Origin of the sequence: Chlorogloea sp. CCALA 695 (assembly GCF_003003885.1) — a bacterium.
Taxonomy (GTDB): domain Bacteria; phylum Cyanobacteriota; class Cyanobacteriia; order Cyanobacteriales; family Chroococcidiopsidaceae; genus Aliterella.
In genome coordinates this window covers 56,019-71,901 of the sequence record NZ_PVWN01000003.1, presented here as the reverse complement: position 1 = coordinate 71,901, position 15,883 = coordinate 56,019, and the positions used below count along the sequence as shown (strand labels likewise).

The following is a 15,883-nucleotide window of genomic DNA, read 5'->3' as shown; positions in this document are numbered from 1 at the left end:
GTATTACTCACCAATCAAATCCACTACAGCCTCGATTAAGGTGTCGTCATGAAAGCTACTCTTAGTTAAATAATAATCTGCGCCAGCTTCTAAGCCTTGAATCCTGTCTTCTTCGCGATCGCGGTAAGACACGACAATTACCGGAACTGAATTTAGACGCGGATGGCTTTTAATTTGCTTAATTAGTTCAATTCCATTCATTCGGGGCATATCAATATCGCTGATTACTAAATCGTAAGGCTTAGAACGAACCGCATTCCAGCCCTCCATGCCATCTACAGCAACTTCAACTGTATAGCCTCGGTTTTGTAGCAGTTTGCGTTCTACTTCCCGCACCGTAATCGAATCATCGACCACTAGCACTCGTTTGACTTGGCGCTGGGTTGCAAAACCTGGAACAATTGCTTCTGTACCAACTTTGGCTAACCGAGAAGTATTAAGAAGATTGTTTACAGATCGTACCAGGTCAGGCACATCCACGATCAAAACTAGCGATCCATCGCCCATCAGTGCGGCGGCGCTGATATCTTGCACTTTGCCCAAACGAGCATCTAGAGGACGCACAACTAGCTCCTGTTCTCCCAAACAGCGATCGACGACGATTCCATAGGTATCCGAGGGATCGCTAATAATCACAACCCAAAGCGGGTCGGGGATTACAGTGGGCGGCGGCAAGTTAAGCACCTGGTAAGCAGGAATCAAACCAATGTTCTTTTGGTTAGTCGTAAAGTATTGACGAGTTTCAATTGCGGCGATTTCTGACTTTTCAACATTGACAATCTGGTCAATTCGCGCTAACGGAAATGCGTAAGGTTCGCCAGAAATCTCGACTAACAAAGTCCGCACGACCGAGAGCGTCAAAGGCAATTGGAAATGAAAACTGGTTCCAAGTCCAGGCTGAGAAGCTGCCCTTACTGTCCCTCCGACTTCCTGAGCCATACTTTTAGCAATATCTAACCCCACCCCTCGACCAGAAAGTTCACTCACCTGCTTAGAGAGCGAAAATCCCGGCAAAAACAAAAACTCCATCAATTCGTTATCAGTTAGTTTCGCTGCGACTTCTGCCGTTACCAGCTTTTTGTCAATTACTTGCTGGCGTAGCGTTTCTGGAGTAATGCCTTTGCCATCGTCTGCAACAACGATCGCTAACATACCGCCGCGATGGACAGCTTCTAGGCGAATAGTTCCCATTGGTGGCTTTCCAGATGCCAGTCGAACTTCTGGTAATTCTATACCGTGATCGACAGCGTTTCGCAAAATATGGGTAAGGGGAGCTTCTAGTTTTTTGAGAATATCGCGATCAACTGCCGTTAATTCGCCGATAATATCTAGCTTGACTTGCTTATTTAATTTGCGGGCAATATCGCGAACCATCCGCTTAAAACTCTGTACGCCGTCGGCAAACGGGCGCATATGAGAAGATATTACTTCTCGATAAAGGCGATCGGATAAGTTTGCAGTACGCTGAACAAATCCTTCTAGTTGCGTAACGCGATCGCCTGTTAAGTCACGACATTCTCGCTCTTTGCGTCGAGCAATCTCTAATAGCGTCATCTCGTCTGGATTAAGGGAACGGCTAGAAATCGCCTCTAGTTGTAATTTCTCTAAACACTTAGCAAGCTCTAACTGACGGGATTTTAGCAGCATCAGAGAATCAATAAACGGATTTAGCCAATTTGCTTCAATCATTGACTCTCCGGCTAGTCCCATCATCCGATTCAGGTTCTCCGCATTTACCCGCACTACCCGATCTTGAGTAGTAATTGGTTCTATTGCTACATCAATTTCGTCAGCCTCGTGAACCAATAAAACTGATGTCTCCATTACTGGCGACGGGACGGTAAGGGAAATCGGTTCAGTTTCAGCCATTGGCACTGGCGACGGGACGGTAAGGGAAATCGGTTCAGTTTCAGCTATGGGCGCAGAATTGATGCTGTCAAAATTTGGTGTAGGTTTAGTCGACGACTGAGTAGCCTGTGTAACTAAAGCGACTCCTGGAGTTTGGATGGCAGAAATCGTTGCTTGAATCGAGCCAATTTCCGCTTCCTTAGTCGAGTCATGTAAATCGCTCAATGAACTGAAGCTTTGAAGTAAATCGACTCCGCGCAACAGTACGTCAATTTGGTCGCCTGTTAAAGTAATTGTTTGGTTCTGGGCGGCAACAAAACAATCTTCCATGACGTGAGCTAACCCCACTGCTGCATCTAGTCCGACAATTCGAGCGGCTCCTTTGATAGAATGAGCCGCGCGCATCAACGCTTCTAATTCTTGAGCAGAGTTAGGATTAGTTTCTAACGCCAGTAGACCGTCAGTTAAAGTCGTCACCTGTGCCTCGACTTCTAAACGAAACAAGTCAAGCATGGAACTATCAAGAAGGGATGAAGACGCAACGGCTATAGGGCTATCTGTAATTGCCTCCACTGGAGAGGAGTTAATTAAACTTGCTTCCACCCTGATATCAGTTGTTAAAGGCGCTTGCTGGGCAGTATCTATCGCCGCCTGCGTACTTATCAAGTCCTCAGAGTGCGCTGCTAACCAGCCTTCTAAGTCTTCCGCGTGGCTGATACCGACGAGGAGATCCAGGGCGTGTAGTAAGGAATCGATTTGCTTTTGGGTCAATGGCAGCGTAGAAGAACCGCCGTCATCTAGCAAGCCCGTCATTGCTGCCGCTAAATTTGCGATCGCCTCAAGTTCGACAAGCTGGGCAGATCCGGCGATCGCCCTTAAAGACTGCAACGCCGTTTCTAATTCGCTCACTTCAAGGGGCTGCTGTTTTAAATTCGACAAGTGCTTTAAGTTTGCGACTTGAATTGCCACTTCTTGACGAAACAAATCCAGCATTGAGTAATCGCCCATATTTTCTCCAAAACCTGCTCTAAATGCGGCGAGCAAGCATATCTAATAATAGTTCGGCATTTAGGTAATTCACCTTTTTATCATGCCAGTCAATCACTCCTTGGCTGTACGTTTCCTGCGATCTAGAAATGACGACAGGCGTAGCTTTAAATTCGTTGAGGTGGAAGCGGTAGATTCGATGTACTTCATCAACCGGAAACACCCATTTACCATTTTTGCCAACAACAAGCATCCGACAATCTCTGTCGCTAGATGGTGGCTCTATAGTTTCCAGCCCTAGAAGATGACTCAAAGACGCACAAAGCAAGATTTCACCGCGAATATTCACTAGCCCCAAAAACAGGTCATTGCTGCGGTGAGGCAAGGTATGAATCGCGCTAGGATGAGTAACTTCTTGCAATACGCCTACAGGCAGAGCAAATAATTCATTGCTCAAGCGAAAAACGATCGCACTAAAAGTGTCTGTTGCTCGTCCAATTCTTACAGCAGCTTGGTTGCCAATTGCCAAAGGCGATTGGGTTTGAGGCGAAGCTATGGTCGCCGTCCATTCGTTTAAGTAGTCTACTGGAATTTCACGCTCTAACAAACTGCGTCCCGCCGTTGAATATACCGGACAGTTGCGGCAATGAATTACGGTTTCTAACTTTTTGCAGGAGCGATCGCCATATACACCGATGCTGTTCCAGCAATTATTGCTTTGATGGGGCGTAATAGTGATGTCCATGATGATTTAGACCTTAAACTGGGAAATTTCTCGCTGTAAACCTTGAGTCGCATCATCTAGCTGCGTCAGGGCATTATTTGTTTCTTGCAAAGATTGGACTGTTTGATGAGAAGCTTCACTTAATTGAGAAATCGCCGTACTAATTTGTTCTGCGCCGCGATATTGTTCGTCCATACTTTGGCAGACAATTCCAAACTGCGGCGCTAGAGACTGGACATCTTTAATAAAACCACCGATTTGAGTGCTAATCTCGCCAACATCCTCGACATATTGACTGACTTCGCGGCTAAATTTATCCACCTCCATCACGCCAGTAGATACCGACGATTGCATCTCTTTAACCATTTGCTCTATTTCTAAAGTCGCCACTGCTGATTGGTCTGCTAGACGGCGAATTTCTCTTGCTACTACCGCAAAGCCTGCGCCGTACTCCCCGGCTTTTTCTGCTTCGATCGCGGCGTTGAGAGATAGTAAATTTGTTTGGTCGGCAACTTTGGTAATAGTGGCAACAACGTTATTGATATTATTTGCTTTTTCATCCATAATCTTTAATTTTAAAGAAATTGAGTTAGTCGCCAGCCCTAAATTCTGCATCGCCCCTTGAATTTTCTCTAAATTTATTTGGCTATTGGCTGCGGATTGAGTTGTTGCCTGGGCTGTCCTGGTCACATCTTCCATCCCCTTTACTAAGTCGCCAGCCGTTGATGCAATTTGCCTAGAGGTTGCATTTACTTCGTTTATGGACGCAACTTGCTCGTTTACCGTTGCTTCTAGCTGTCTTCCGGCGGCGGCAATTTGAGTTGTTGATGTCCCAATTTGAATTCCTGACCTTTGCGCTTGAGCGATTAACACATTCAAATTTTTAGTCATGTTTTTAAACGCTACTAAGAGTCGCTCTACTTCCGTGCCATCTCTTGTAACATCAATTTCTTGAGTAAGGTCGCCATCGGCGATCGCTATTGCCGCGTTCACTACTTTGGGGAGTTGTCTTTTGAGCGGCAAAGTTGTCCACAACCCCGCTAAAATGGTCGCTAGAATCGTTAACCCTGTCCCAATAATAATTACTGTCAGTAAAAACTGCTGAGAGTTCCTTACAGTTTGATTGCTTTGATTGAATTGAGTAGCTAGTTCTTTGATGAGTCGATTGCGGCGTTCGAGTACGGCTGAAATCCTGGGTTTATTTACTTCCACCCTCGCTTGGGCTAACCTTTTTTCATTTACCAACTGGATCGCATTTTGGGAAATTTCGTCGTAACTTTCACCCAATTGATACAGTTCATTTACAAGTTCTCTTGTTCTTGGGTCAGAAATAGCTGTCAGATTTCTGGCGCTTTCAACAAACGCATTGTGTCCTTCGTTATAGACGCTGACGTGGGAGCGATCGTTGGGGAAAAGTAGATAACCTCGCGTACCACCGATCATCCGATTGATTGCAGCCGTCATTGCATCAGTACTCCTAATGTTTCGTTCGGTTCGATCCGCTTCTTGTTGTAACTTGAAGGCGTTTGCGGTAGACGAGTAAACCACTGCGCTCAATACCAGTAGAAACAATAAAGGAATTGAGTAGCCAAGCAAAATCCGATTTGTAATTCTATTCCACATCGCTCGAACCGTTATTTGAACCCTTGTTTTGAATTTTGAGTAGTCGTTGAACGCGCTGTCTTAAGATTTCTGCTCCGAGGAAATCCCCTCGTTGCTCTTTTAATAGTGCTAACCCAATTAAGGCATTGATAGCATGGGGGTTGAGATAAATTGCTTTACTAAAAGACTGTTCTGCTTGTTCAATTCGGTCGAGTCCTTGATAGATTTCGCCCAACAAAACGTAAGCCTCAGCATGGGTACGGTTTGCGCTCAAGTATAATTCACCTAGCTTTGCTGCCTCGATCAATTGTCCTCTGTCGGCTAACTGTTTAGCAATTTCAAGTTGTTGAGGAGGAGGAGGAGACAACACGGCGCGAATAGTTGGCGGTGCTTGAAACGGAGAATCGGGAGTAGTAATTGCCCTTGTAACTTTTGGCAAAACATTGGGGACACGCCCGTTACCGTTCCAGCTTACGTTATCGCCTTTACGGTAAGCAAAGGCTATGGGATGACGAATAGGCGTATAGTTAGTGGGAATTTGCCCTGTCTCTGCCGCGCCGACAAAAAATAGACCTCCAGGTGCTAAGGCTCGATCTAACGCTTGCATCCCTTGATTTCGGGCAGCACCATCAAGGTAAATTAATAGATTGCGGCAGAAAATAACTTGATATTTGCCTCCAGCTAAAAATCCGGGGTTTAAAAGATTTCCCTGAATAAATTTTACGGTGTCGCGGACAAAAGGTTTCACCTGGTAGCTGTCAGCGACTTGCTCAAAGTAGCGCCCTTTTGCTCCAGCGCGATCGCCGCCGCCACGAAAGGCTCTTTGGCTGTAGATTCCTTGTTTTGCCTTCAGTAATGCCCGTTTACTAACATCAACCGCATCAATGCAAAACTGGGTAGGATTTAAGCCAGAATCTAACAGTGTCATGGCGATAGAGTAAGGTTCTTCTCCAGTTGAACAAGGTACGCTGAGAACGCGCAGAATGCTGAAATTTGCTTTTAGCCACTCGGATCTGACGTATTGATTGAGATAAACAAAGGGTTCAGTGTCTCGAAAAAACCAGGTTTCTGGAACAACCACAGTTTCGATTAGTTCTTCAAGTTCTCTAGCCACAGTTTGTAAGTGATGCAGGTAAGCCGCCCGATCAGGTAAGCCACAAGCAATTTGACGTTGTTCAACGGCTCTGGCGATCGTTCTTGAACCAATACTATTGGCATCTAAGCCAATTTTCTGCCTCAACAAGGCTTCAATTGCTTCTTGCGCCATTAGTTTCAATGCTTCCTCCGGCTAACAGTGATGCGTGTTGGGCTTCTGTGATCAGATGCTCCCAATGAATAAGTTGAATTATGCCTAATTCATCCATAAACATTTCACCAAGATAAGACACATTGCTGGCGACAGGCGCGTTTTTTGAGTCAATATCGGGCCTAGTCAAAGTTTCTGTGACTCGTTCTGCCATCAGTCCCAAACGCGTTTGTCTGCCGTCTTCTGCCGTATAGTTGACCATAACTATTCGAGTGCTGAAACGAGGACGGCAAGTTATGCCCCCAATAAGGTTACATAAGTCAATAACAGGAACAATAGTGCCGTGATAGTTGAAAAATCCAGCTACATATTCTGGAACATGATAAATTTTCCTTAGTGCAACCATCGCAATCACTTCAACGACTTGAGAACTATCGAGGGCATAAAGATTGTCTCCAACATGAAACAGTAGCATTAGCATTTATTTAACTCAAATTCCAAAAATGGCTCTAATTCGTTTGCGAATTTGATTAAACGGCGTTTCTTCAATATTTGTTGCGCCGATTGTAATTCCTAAGCTTTTCAACGTTTCTTGGCGCTTTGATAACTCCTCGGCAATTTTGTCTGCTAAGTCTTGATGTTTCTGCAACAAGCTTTGCAGATTATCGCGATCTACTACAAACAAGATTGTTTCGTCTATTGTACGCAGCGTTGCTGTGCGCGGACTGCCCATTAGGAGGGACATTTCCCCAATAAACTCCCCAGTGGTACGGATCGCAACTTGTTGAGAAATCGATTCAACAAAAACTTCCACCGCGCCTGACAAGATAATATAAAACGAATCGCCCGGATCGTTTTCTCGGCAAATAATTTCATTGCTTGCCAATTTTTTGCGGTATCCCTTCTCAATTACTTGTCGCAGTTCAACATCACTACATTGCTGAAAATAGCTGACTTTTCGCAGCAGATCGCGCAACAAAAAGCCGCCAATCGGCTTTTCTAATGCAGTCGTGGAATTAAGAGGGCGAAGCCCGTTACCGGGTGTGCTTGCGCTATCGCCCGATGCTACTATCGAACCATTGGTTGTTTGCTTATTTGGCAACTGAAGCAATGCTGTTAGTGTCGGCAGATTGTCTAATACGACTGTTGTTGGGGCTGATTTGGTGTCAATAGCGCGATCGCGAAATTCTGTTTCAACCAAAAATTGCAGCGCACTTTTAATCGCATCCATTTCTATCGGATTCTGAATCCAAACCAATAGTTCAAATCTTAGAGTATCTTTTTTAACACCTTTGAAGTAAACTTCTGGCGAAGGGGAAGATAAAACTCTAGATTCTTGACGAGCAGCCGCGAGTAAGGCTTCCATCACGGTAAATGAGTCGCTTTCCTCTACTACCCGCACTTTGATATTAATCCGACAGTTAGGATCGCCGTAGCTCCAATTGACTACATTATTGTCGAGAAAACGGCTATTTGGCACGATCGCAACTATGCCGTTAACAGTACGAATTGTTGTCGAGCGGATAGCGATTTTTTCAACGGTTCCGGCTAATTTATCGACTTCAACATAATCACCTACTTTGATTGGTTGTTCAAATAGTAAAGTTAGACCACTAATAAAGTTACTGGCTAAATTCTGTAAGCCAATCCCGAAGCCGATTCCCAGCGCGCCTGCAAATACGGCTAAAGAACTAAGATTAATTCCCGTCGTTTGCAAAACAATTAATAAGCCAACAATCGTAATGATATAGCTTGTAATGGCTGAAAGCGATTCGCGCGTGCCAACTTCTAAGCCAAAGGAAGGCAGAATGCGTTGTTTTAGTAGTTGCTTCGTCGTCCCGGCGATCGCTAAAACTGCGATCGCCCAAGCAATCAATTCTGTAATCGAGCCAAAGGAAAATTTTTCTCCTCCAAACGCGAACAAACTGATGTTAAAGGCGTTTAGTAAAGATTGAAAAAGATATTCTACTTGCTCCTTTGCCCAGTCGAGTGCTGATTGAAATTGCATAGTGAGAAGCTGCCGACAACCCGCTTAATATTAACAAACTTTAAGTTGCGCGCCTAAGCAGTAGCAAAACCTAGAGCCTTACTTTTCTGATCTAGCCTTTAAGGTCACGCCAGAACGAAACGTTACTACTTAGCGCGAACAGAGTTGATAATTCTTGTAATATGAAAAAGTTATCTAAAAATCCTATCACATTCAGCAATTCTATAAAAAGTGTCTAAAATAGCGCATTCCAAACCTGCTGCAAACCCCCTCGTCTTGAATCTGATTTCAGGCGCGACTATGGGACTATTAATCGTTATTACCGCCGCCTCCTTCGGGACAGTAATTTTCTCTGGGGAACTCGCAAGCGCCGCGCCATCCGGGATCGGGCTGATTATATTTAGTGCGACCGTTGTGAGTGCGATCGCTACTTGCTTGAGTTACTATTCCCCAATTGTGGCGACGGTTTCAGAGCCTAGCATTCCGGTTCTGAGTCTGGTGGCTCGCCAAATCTTTGAGCAGATGCCCAACGCTGCGTTTGAGGACAAGCTGTTTACAGTAACAGCCACGATTATTGTCTACACAGTAGGTAGCGGCATCATTTTTCTAGCTTTAGGACAGTTTAAGCTGGGTGGATTTGTCCGGTTTATTCCCTATCCGGTTGTGGGTGGCTTTTTGGCAGGAACAGGAGCGCTGTTAGTTTTAGGCGCATTTCATACCATTAGTGGCATCGATCACCACCACTTCACTATTTCGGCATTGTTTCAGCCGATTGTCTTGCTTCAGTGGGTTCCCGCTTTGATTTTTGCGATCGCCATGTTTGCGCTTCCCCACCGCATCGATCATTTTTTGGTAATTCCTGGGATTATTATAGGTTCGATTGCACTGTTTTATGTGGGGTTGGCAATAACGGGAACCCCAATTGCACAGGCACAGGAGCAAGGGTTGCTGCTGGCGAAAATTGCTCCAGGAGGTCTTTATAAATTTGGTACATTCCAGTCATTGGGTGGAGCGGATTGGAGTGTTGTTACTAGGCAAATTCCAAGTATAGCAGCACTCTGGCTGGTCGATTCTATGGCGCTGTTGCTGAATGCGAACGGAATTGAGTTACTAGCGGGGCGGGATTTGGATCTTAATCACGAGTTAAAAGTTGCTGGAACTGGCACGATCGCGTCGGGAATAGGTGGCGGTATCGGCGGCTTTGGCAGTGTGGCAGAGAACACGCTTTCTCGCAATTTAGGGGCAAGCAGTCGCCTTGCAGGTGGGTTAGTCGCTGGTATTTGCCTAGCAATGCTATTGGGTGGCGCGGCGCTGCTATCGTACATTCCTAAATTAATTTTGGTGGGAATTCCACTGCTACTGGGAATAGAATTCTTTTATGAATGGCTCTATCGAGGATGGTTCAAATTTTCGCGCTCAGATTACGCGACTATCGTTCTGATTGTCCTCGTAACTGCAACGCTAGGCTATCTTCAGGGTATTGGAGTCGGATTAATTGCCGCGATCGTGCTATTTGTGGTCAGTTATAGTCGTTTGACGATTACAAAACGCGCTAGTTCTGGTGATTATCACAATAGTAATGTGATGAGGACTTCCGAGGAAACGGACATCTTGCAAGTAGAAGGAGAGCAAACTTTTATCCTAGAATTGCAAGGATTAATCTTTTTTGGGACGGCGAATAAATTACTTAATCAGATCCGAAGTCGCATTGACGATTCTGCCGCCAAAGAAGTTAAATTTGTAGTCTTAGACTTTCGTTTGGTAAGCGGACTTGATGCTTCAGCCGTCCTTAGTTTTGCCAAACTTAAGCAAGTTGCAACCCAAAAGCAGATTCACGTGTTGTTTACTAATTTGTCACCAGACGCGATGCAACTGTTGCAGCAGGGAGAATGTTTAGAAGCTGACGATCCTTTCTGTCATGTTTTTGCTGACTTGGATCGGGGGCTGGAATGGTGCGAACAACAAATTCTGCAAACGAGCAGTTTAAGTCAGTTAAAAGAGCGAAGTCTGCACGAACACTTGGAATCAGATTTTGCCGACCCAAAACAAGTCGATCGCCTAATGAACTGTCTTGAAGTTCGTCAACTAGCTGCGGGGGAACATCTGTTTCGGCAAGGCGATCCCTTTGACGGCTTATATTTTATTGGATCGGGGCAAGTAAGTGTAGTGCTAGAACTGGGCGAGGGACAAACTAAGCGCATTCGTACCTATACCGTTGGTAATACAATTGGCGAAATGGGTCTTTATCGCAAAACCCAGAGGATGGCATCTGTTGTTGCTGATAAACCAAGCACTGTGTATTTTCTGGCTACAGAAGCGTTTACGCAAATTGAAGCAAAAGATCCCCTCCTAGCATCTAATATTCATCGATTTATTGTCAATTTGTTGGCAGAAAGGCTTAATCATCGGGAGCAAGAACTAAAGAATCTTTTGCAATCGTCTTAAAGTTGATGTATCGTTCAAATTCAAAAAATTGTAGTAGCACTTCAAGAGTTGCGCTTTCATCGGTTGGTGTCTTTGCTTCAACTTCTGCAATTGCGGTTGGGTTTAGGTACTTAAACACTTCATGGAGTGGTGAAATTGCACCTTCTGGAAAGTCGGCAATTTCACGCTCCAACCTTGCAGCCCGACTTTTAGCAAAGTTTACTTGAAAGCGGCATCGATTGAGTAAGCGTTTCTGAATATTTTGATAAAGCTCAAAGTTGTGCGATTTTAAAGAGTAGATTGTTCCATCCAAAATAAGTGGAATCAAATCGAGGTTTTCTTCTAAAACAATCAGGCTTCCTTCTTGGTGATAAACCTCCACTCCGTCTATACCCAAAGCCCCAATATCTGCTAGGGCAAGAATCCGAGCGACAGGCGATAAGGATTTATTCGGGTTATAAAGATCAGGTTGATAAATTGCTTGCTCTGTAGAATCATAGGCACAAATTGTTGCTGAAATCGCATCTCTAATAATTGCTATATCCTCGTCAGTCAATCTTGCTGGGCTTTTAGGAGCATCTTCTAGCAATTGGTTCAACTGATTAATATAATCTAGCAATTGCTCAATAGTTGCCATTTCACTTACTCCCGGTTGTCGCCGCCTAGGAGCGTGCGCTTGGGTGGGAGCAATAAACACCTGCACCATGTCATGAGAAACCGCACATAGGTCTAGTAGCAATTTTCGCCGCGAGATGTCAATTGCGGTAATTTGATTTGATGCGCTCCAATAAGGACAAACTACTTCAAAAATTTGGTCTGCTCGTCGCTGAACATTGTTTATATGATCGCGGGTGTGATAGTAAAGCTGCTTTTGGACAATTTCTCGGTCAAACTCTTGCAACGCAAAGGTTTTGATTTGAGCAATGCTCTCGGCAATAGTTGTAGGAAGCGGTAATGAATGTTCCCGAAAGTAAGAGTGAATCTGCCGAGCTTCTTCGTTCATAAACCCATGTTTTGTTTAGTGCAAGTCAGTAATGCTCCTGCAATAATAGCTTTTTCTCCCATATCAGCAGTACGATTGATAGCTTTTCAACGTTAACAAAAATACTCTGCCCTGACTATCCAACTTATTCAGTAATATTTCCTCTATTTGCCTTAATTTGCGATCGCTTAGTTTTACTATCTAGCCGCCTTTTTTGGGAGTTACGCGACGGTTGACTGGCTTTGCGGAGTTTGGGTACGATAATGGCGCTTCTAACCAACTCTTGCAGTCTTTTTATTGCTTCCTCTCGGTTCTGTTCTTGGCTGCGGTGTTCTTGGGCTTTAATTACAACTACCCCATCTTTTGTAATTCGGCGATCGCTCAATTGCAATAGTATGTCTTTATAATAGTTGGGCAACGAAGAAGCCTTAATGTCAAACCGGAGATGAATCGCCGTTGCTACTTTGTTGACATTTTGACCGCCAGCACCTTGAGAACGAATTGCGCTTAATTCAAGTTGGTCATCGGGAATAATTACCGTTTTAGAGATTTGTACCATAGTTTTATATTATCTGAGTGTTGCCGTGCGATCGCGCCGCAATACTTATACTAATAACTAATTATCCATAGCATCTAAATATATAAGCAGTTCCTCTCATGCTTTGAAATCCAGCATAATTCAACAATTGAACATTGATTTTTAGAGTTTTAACCCATTCAAAAATTCGACGTTACTAATTATATGTATGAATTTTGGCAAAGAGATGTTGCAATGTGGTGTCCCCTCTATGTAGCTATATAAACTTTCACTAAATAGATAACTTACTATTTTGTTATGGCTTACTGTTATTAGATATCACAAGCTTTTTAATATTAAAGGGATAAAAGATGACTAACCGCAGTATGCCGCAAGACATCCAAAAACATATTCCGCTAGTAGGAGATGTCAACCTTAAAAGCCCATTAGCATATCACTTAACTCGTGGGGCTGTTGAAATTGCTAACACCTTACAAATGGCAGTAGCAGAGGCTTATATCAACGGATTAGAAGCTCCCGATTATGTGATCCAGAGCCTTTTTAATACTTGTATGCCAGTCATGTTTCAGTATTTTCCCTCACTACTCGCACCTTACGAATGGGTATTAAACGAAACAGAACATCTTGCAGAAGGTTCAAAAGATTTAATGAAGGTTCAGTACGACTTACCGCAAACAATGTTAAATCAAATGCTGGGGGATTATCCGCTTATTTATCCTAAATACAGTATGGGATTATGGGAAAAGGGAGCATTAAATCTTGAGCAAGCTCAAATGATGATGATTGAGGATGTGATTGAGAAATTAGACATTCAAGATGGAGATAATATTTTAGATTTTGGCTGCGGTTGGGGGTGTGTTCCTAATTACATTTTGTCTAAGTTTCCTAACGTTAAGTTTACAGGTCTAAATTTAAGTCACGAACAATGTGAATATATTCGCCACAAAAAGCTTGATCCCGTAAGCTATCTTAGTTCGGATAGATTTACTTTACACGAAGGCGACTTGAACGATGCAATCTTTGAAACAAAGTTTGATAAAATTCTCTCAATTGGGGTTTTTTGTCATGTGGGCAACTTAACAAACGCTTTTAAAAAATTAGCTTCATTTCTAAAAGATAATGGTAAAGTTTTCATTCATATAATTACCGTCCGCACACCCAATCATATATCTAGTGTTTACACTCATCAATACATTTTCCCTCACGGTAGGTTTTGGAATTACGACGCAGTCCCTAGCCACAATCAACATCTCAAAACTATTAACAAATGGTATCTAAATGGTTCTAATTACTCTAAAACCTTTGCTACTTGGCTAACTAATTTTGATAACAATCAAGCAACCGTCAAACATTTAGATTACGGTATGGATTATGCTAAGTTTCGCCGGATTTGGCGGTTTTATTTGATGTGGTTTGTTTGCAACTTTGCTAGTTGTGACGGTGAATATAATGGTAACGGTCAATTTTTAATGGTTCATAGCTAATATTCGCTGCTTAGAGGATGTTTGAAAACGTCTTCTAAGTGCGAGTCATTTAAAGTCTTTTGAGTGTCACAATCAAGAAACCTAGAACTTGATTGTAAATGCCGCCTTCTCCTAACTTTACTAAACAGCCTTGGACAGAAACTTACAGCGAAATTATTGATGTTCGCTCCCCCGCCGAATTTGCCGAAGATTGTATTCCGGGGTCGATAAATTTGCCCGTTTTGAGTAACTTAGAACGGGCGGAAGTTGGCACAATTTACAAGCAATCGCCTTTTACTGCCCGAAAAAAAGGAGCGGCTCTAGTCGCCTCCAATCTATCTCAACACTTAATTGACCATTTCGAATCAAAAGATAAAAACTATCGCCCCTTGGTTTACTGTTGGCGTGGTGGACAGCGATCTAATAGCATGGCGCTAGTATTATCACAAGTTGGCTGGCAAGTTACCGTTCTCGAAGGCGGTTATAAAACTTACCGCGCTTATGTGCGTCAGCAGTTAGAACAATTACCTACCCAATTTACCTATAAGATACTCTGCGGACTTACAGGTACAGGCAAAACCCATATTTTGCAGCAATTGAGTCAACGCACAAGTCAACAAGTTCTCGATTTAGAAGCTTTGGCCAATCATCGCGGTTCGCTTTTGGGGGAAGAATGGACAAATAAAGCTCTTTCTCAGCCAACACAAAAACAATTTGAGTCTTTACTGCTGCAACAATTGCAAAGTTTTAATCCGAGTTTACCAGTGTGGGTAGAATCAGAAAGTAACAAGATTGGACAAGTTCATTTACCGCCGTCTTTATGGCAGAAAATGAAACAAGCAAGTTGCACAGAGATTCAATTACCATTAAAAGCTAGAGTGCAGTTTTTATTAGCAACCTATCCGCACTTAGTCGATAATCCTGAAATCCTCAAAGCTAAATTGCAACTACTTAAACCTCGTTACGGTAAAGATAAAATAAATCAATGGGAGCAGCTAATTGATGGTGGACTATGGCAAGAGTTTGTTCAAGACTTATTGCAATGTCATTACGATCCCAGTTACACCCAATCTATAGAGCGAGATTTTGCTAAAGTAGAACGAACTTTGAACATAGAAGAACTTAGCGATCGCACTACTGAAAACTTACTATACTCTTTAACTCAATTATCTACTTAGATTTTGGCGTAGACAAAGTAGCAGCATCGAGGTTTATTAAGGGTAATGCGCCATCACCAGCCATTACGGTAGGAAAGCGCCCATCCCATTTTTCAATTGCTTGTTTTTGCAGCAATTCTTTGGTTAAAGTTTGTCTTTGCAATCTTTGCGCTTCGGCTTGTCCTTTAGCGCGGTTTACTTCGCCTACCGCTTCCTTGGCGGCTTTGAGAGCGATAAATTCTGCTTGCTTGGCTTCTTGTTCGGCTATTTGTTTGGATTCAATAGCTTTACTAAATTCTGGTGAAAAAGTGAAATCAACTAAAGAAACATCATCAATCAGTACGCCATAATTAGCTAACCGATTTTTGAGATTATTATCTATTTCTTGTTTCAAATCGTTGCGTTTGGTAATAATTTCTTCCGCGGTTTTGTTGGCAGTAGCGGCTTTCAATACTTCCGAAACTGCGGGGGTAATAATTCTACTAATTATCTCCTCTTGGTCGCCAATTCGCTGAAAAACTTTATTAACTTGCCTTGCATCAATATGCCAATTTACTGCAAGTTGGGTAGAAACTTTTTGTAAATCTTTAGAAGCTGCATCCGCCTTAAAACTATTTTGTTGAACGCGGACGCTAAGACGTTTTACTTGCGTAATAATAGGGATTATTGGATGAATCCCCTCATCTAAGACGTTGTCTTGAACTTTGCCAAATTGTAACATTACCCCTCGTTCCCCAGCATTTACGATTGTAAATGGTTTGAAAATAATTGCCACAACTAATAAAACAATGCTTCCTGTAAGTAGAGAACCAAATTTAAACTTATCAAAGATCATAGTTTTAATGCTCAAAAATAGAATAGATGTATTACTTTTATAGTTACATAAACAATGAAATAGGGGACAATTACGGAAACAATAACGTTT

General features: G+C 43.0%; 12 protein-coding genes. 3 read left to right on the top strand and 9 right to left on the bottom strand.

Annotated features, from left to right (window positions below; translation table 11 throughout):
• Window positions 1-3 precede the first annotated feature (3 nt).
• Genes C7B70_RS02800 through C7B70_RS02775 form a run of 6 tightly spaced genes read right to left on the bottom strand, consistent with a single transcriptional unit; the run spans window position 4 to window position 8,415 of the window.
• Window positions 4-2,856: a hybrid sensor histidine kinase/response regulator gene (locus C7B70_RS02800; protein ID WP_106367647.1), complete on the bottom strand. Its 2,853-nt coding sequence runs from the start codon at window positions 2,854-2,856 to the stop codon at window positions 4-6.
• A 19-nt stretch (window positions 2,857-2,875) separates the two neighbouring features.
• On the bottom strand, window positions 2,876-3,580 hold the full coding sequence (locus C7B70_RS02795; protein ID WP_106367555.1) for a chemotaxis protein CheW: 705 nt from the start codon (window positions 3,578-3,580) through the stop codon (window positions 2,876-2,878).
• Between the two features lie 6 nt (window positions 3,581-3,586).
• Window positions 3,587-5,182 (bottom strand): methyl-accepting chemotaxis protein, encoded by a 1,596-nt coding sequence (locus C7B70_RS02790; protein WP_106367554.1) that lies wholly within the window; start codon window positions 5,180-5,182, stop codon window positions 3,587-3,589.
• The gene (locus C7B70_RS02785; protein WP_106367553.1) at window positions 5,172-6,428 is read right to left on the bottom strand and encodes a protein-glutamate O-methyltransferase CheR; all 1,257 of its coding nucleotides are present in this window, start codon (window positions 6,426-6,428) and stop codon (window positions 5,172-5,174) included. The genes C7B70_RS02790 and C7B70_RS02785 overlap by 11 nt, the downstream gene beginning before the upstream one ends.
• Window positions 6,409-6,882, bottom strand: coding sequence for a chemotaxis protein CheW (locus tag C7B70_RS02780; RefSeq protein ID WP_233220802.1), 474 nt, complete (start codon window positions 6,880-6,882; stop codon window positions 6,409-6,411). The genes C7B70_RS02785 and C7B70_RS02780 overlap by 20 nt, the downstream gene beginning before the upstream one ends.
• 15 nt (window positions 6,883-6,897) lie before the next feature.
• The gene (locus C7B70_RS02775; protein ID WP_106367551.1) at window positions 6,898-8,415 is read right to left on the bottom strand and encodes a mechanosensitive ion channel domain-containing protein; all 1,518 of its coding nucleotides are present in this window, start codon (window positions 8,413-8,415) and stop codon (window positions 6,898-6,900) included.
• 255 nt (window positions 8,416-8,670) lie between these two features.
• Here C7B70_RS02775 and C7B70_RS02770 point away from each other — a divergent pair, with 255 nt between their 5' ends.
• Window positions 8,671-10,839, top strand: coding sequence for a SulP family inorganic anion transporter (locus C7B70_RS02770; protein ID WP_233220801.1), 2,169 nt, complete (start codon window positions 8,671-8,673; stop codon window positions 10,837-10,839).
• On the opposite strand, the gene C7B70_RS02765 is transcribed toward C7B70_RS02770, so the two are convergent.
• Window positions 10,793-11,821, bottom strand: a complete 1,029-nt coding sequence (locus C7B70_RS02765; protein ID WP_106367549.1) for a hypothetical protein — start codon at window positions 11,819-11,821, stop codon at window positions 10,793-10,795. The two genes, C7B70_RS02770 and C7B70_RS02765, sit on opposite strands and share 47 nt — an antisense overlap.
• Before the next feature lie 124 nt (window positions 11,822-11,945).
• Window positions 11,946-12,359 carry an alternative ribosome rescue aminoacyl-tRNA hydrolase ArfB gene (gene arfB, locus C7B70_RS02760; protein ID WP_106367548.1) on the bottom strand — a complete coding sequence of 138 codons (414 nt, stop codon included), beginning with the start codon at window positions 12,357-12,359 and terminating at the stop codon, window positions 11,946-11,948.
• Window positions 12,360-12,688: 329 nt separating this feature from the next.
• Between arfB and C7B70_RS02755 the strand changes: the two genes are divergently transcribed.
• Window positions 12,689-13,822, top strand: a complete 1,134-nt coding sequence (locus tag C7B70_RS02755; RefSeq protein WP_106367547.1) for a cyclopropane-fatty-acyl-phospholipid synthase family protein — start codon at window positions 12,689-12,691, stop codon at window positions 13,820-13,822.
• Between the two features lie 98 nt (window positions 13,823-13,920).
• Window positions 13,921-14,979 (top strand): tRNA 2-selenouridine(34) synthase MnmH, encoded by a 1,059-nt coding sequence (gene mnmH, locus C7B70_RS02750; protein ID WP_106367546.1) that lies wholly within the window; start codon window positions 13,921-13,923, stop codon window positions 14,977-14,979.
• Here the strand turns inward: mnmH and C7B70_RS02745 are convergent.
• Window positions 14,972-15,793, bottom strand: a complete 822-nt coding sequence (locus tag C7B70_RS02745) for a prohibitin family protein (RefSeq protein ID WP_106367545.1) — start codon at window positions 15,791-15,793, stop codon at window positions 14,972-14,974. The two genes, mnmH and C7B70_RS02745, sit on opposite strands and share 8 nt — an antisense overlap.
• Window positions 15,794-15,883: the final 90 nt, after the last annotated feature.

Coding starts and splice junctions, on each gene's coding strand:
- C7B70_RS02800 (WP_106367647.1), bottom strand. CDS start 2,856: ATGGGCGATTACTCAATGCTGGATTTGTTTCGTCAAGAAGTGGCAATT.
- C7B70_RS02795 (WP_106367555.1), bottom strand. CDS start 3,580: ATGGACATCACTATTACGCCCCATCAAAGCAATAATTGCTGGAACAGC.
- C7B70_RS02790 (WP_106367554.1), bottom strand. CDS start 5,182: ATGTGGAATAGAATTACAAATCGGATTTTGCTTGGCTACTCAATTCCT.
- C7B70_RS02785 (WP_106367553.1), bottom strand. CDS start 6,428: ATGGCGCAAGAAGCAATTGAAGCCTTGTTGAGGCAGAAAATTGGCTTA.
- C7B70_RS02780 (WP_233220802.1), bottom strand. CDS start 6,882: ATGCTACTGTTTCATGTTGGAGACAATCTTTATGCCCTCGATAGTTCT.
- C7B70_RS02775 (WP_106367551.1), bottom strand. CDS start 8,415: ATGCAATTTCAATCAGCACTCGACTGGGCAAAGGAGCAAGTAGAATAT.
- C7B70_RS02765 (WP_106367549.1), bottom strand. CDS start 11,821: ATGAACGAAGAAGCTCGGCAGATTCACTCTTACTTTCGGGAACATTCA.
- arfB (WP_106367548.1), bottom strand. CDS start 12,359: ATGGTACAAATCTCTAAAACGGTAATTATTCCCGATGACCAACTTGAA.
- C7B70_RS02755 (WP_106367547.1), top strand. CDS start 12,689: ATGACTAACCGCAGTATGCCGCAAGACATCCAAAAACATATTCCGCTA.
- mnmH (WP_106367546.1), top strand. CDS start 13,921: ATGCCGCCTTCTCCTAACTTTACTAAACAGCCTTGGACAGAAACTTAC.
- C7B70_RS02745 (WP_106367545.1), bottom strand. CDS start 15,793: ATGATCTTTGATAAGTTTAAATTTGGTTCTCTACTTACAGGAAGCATT.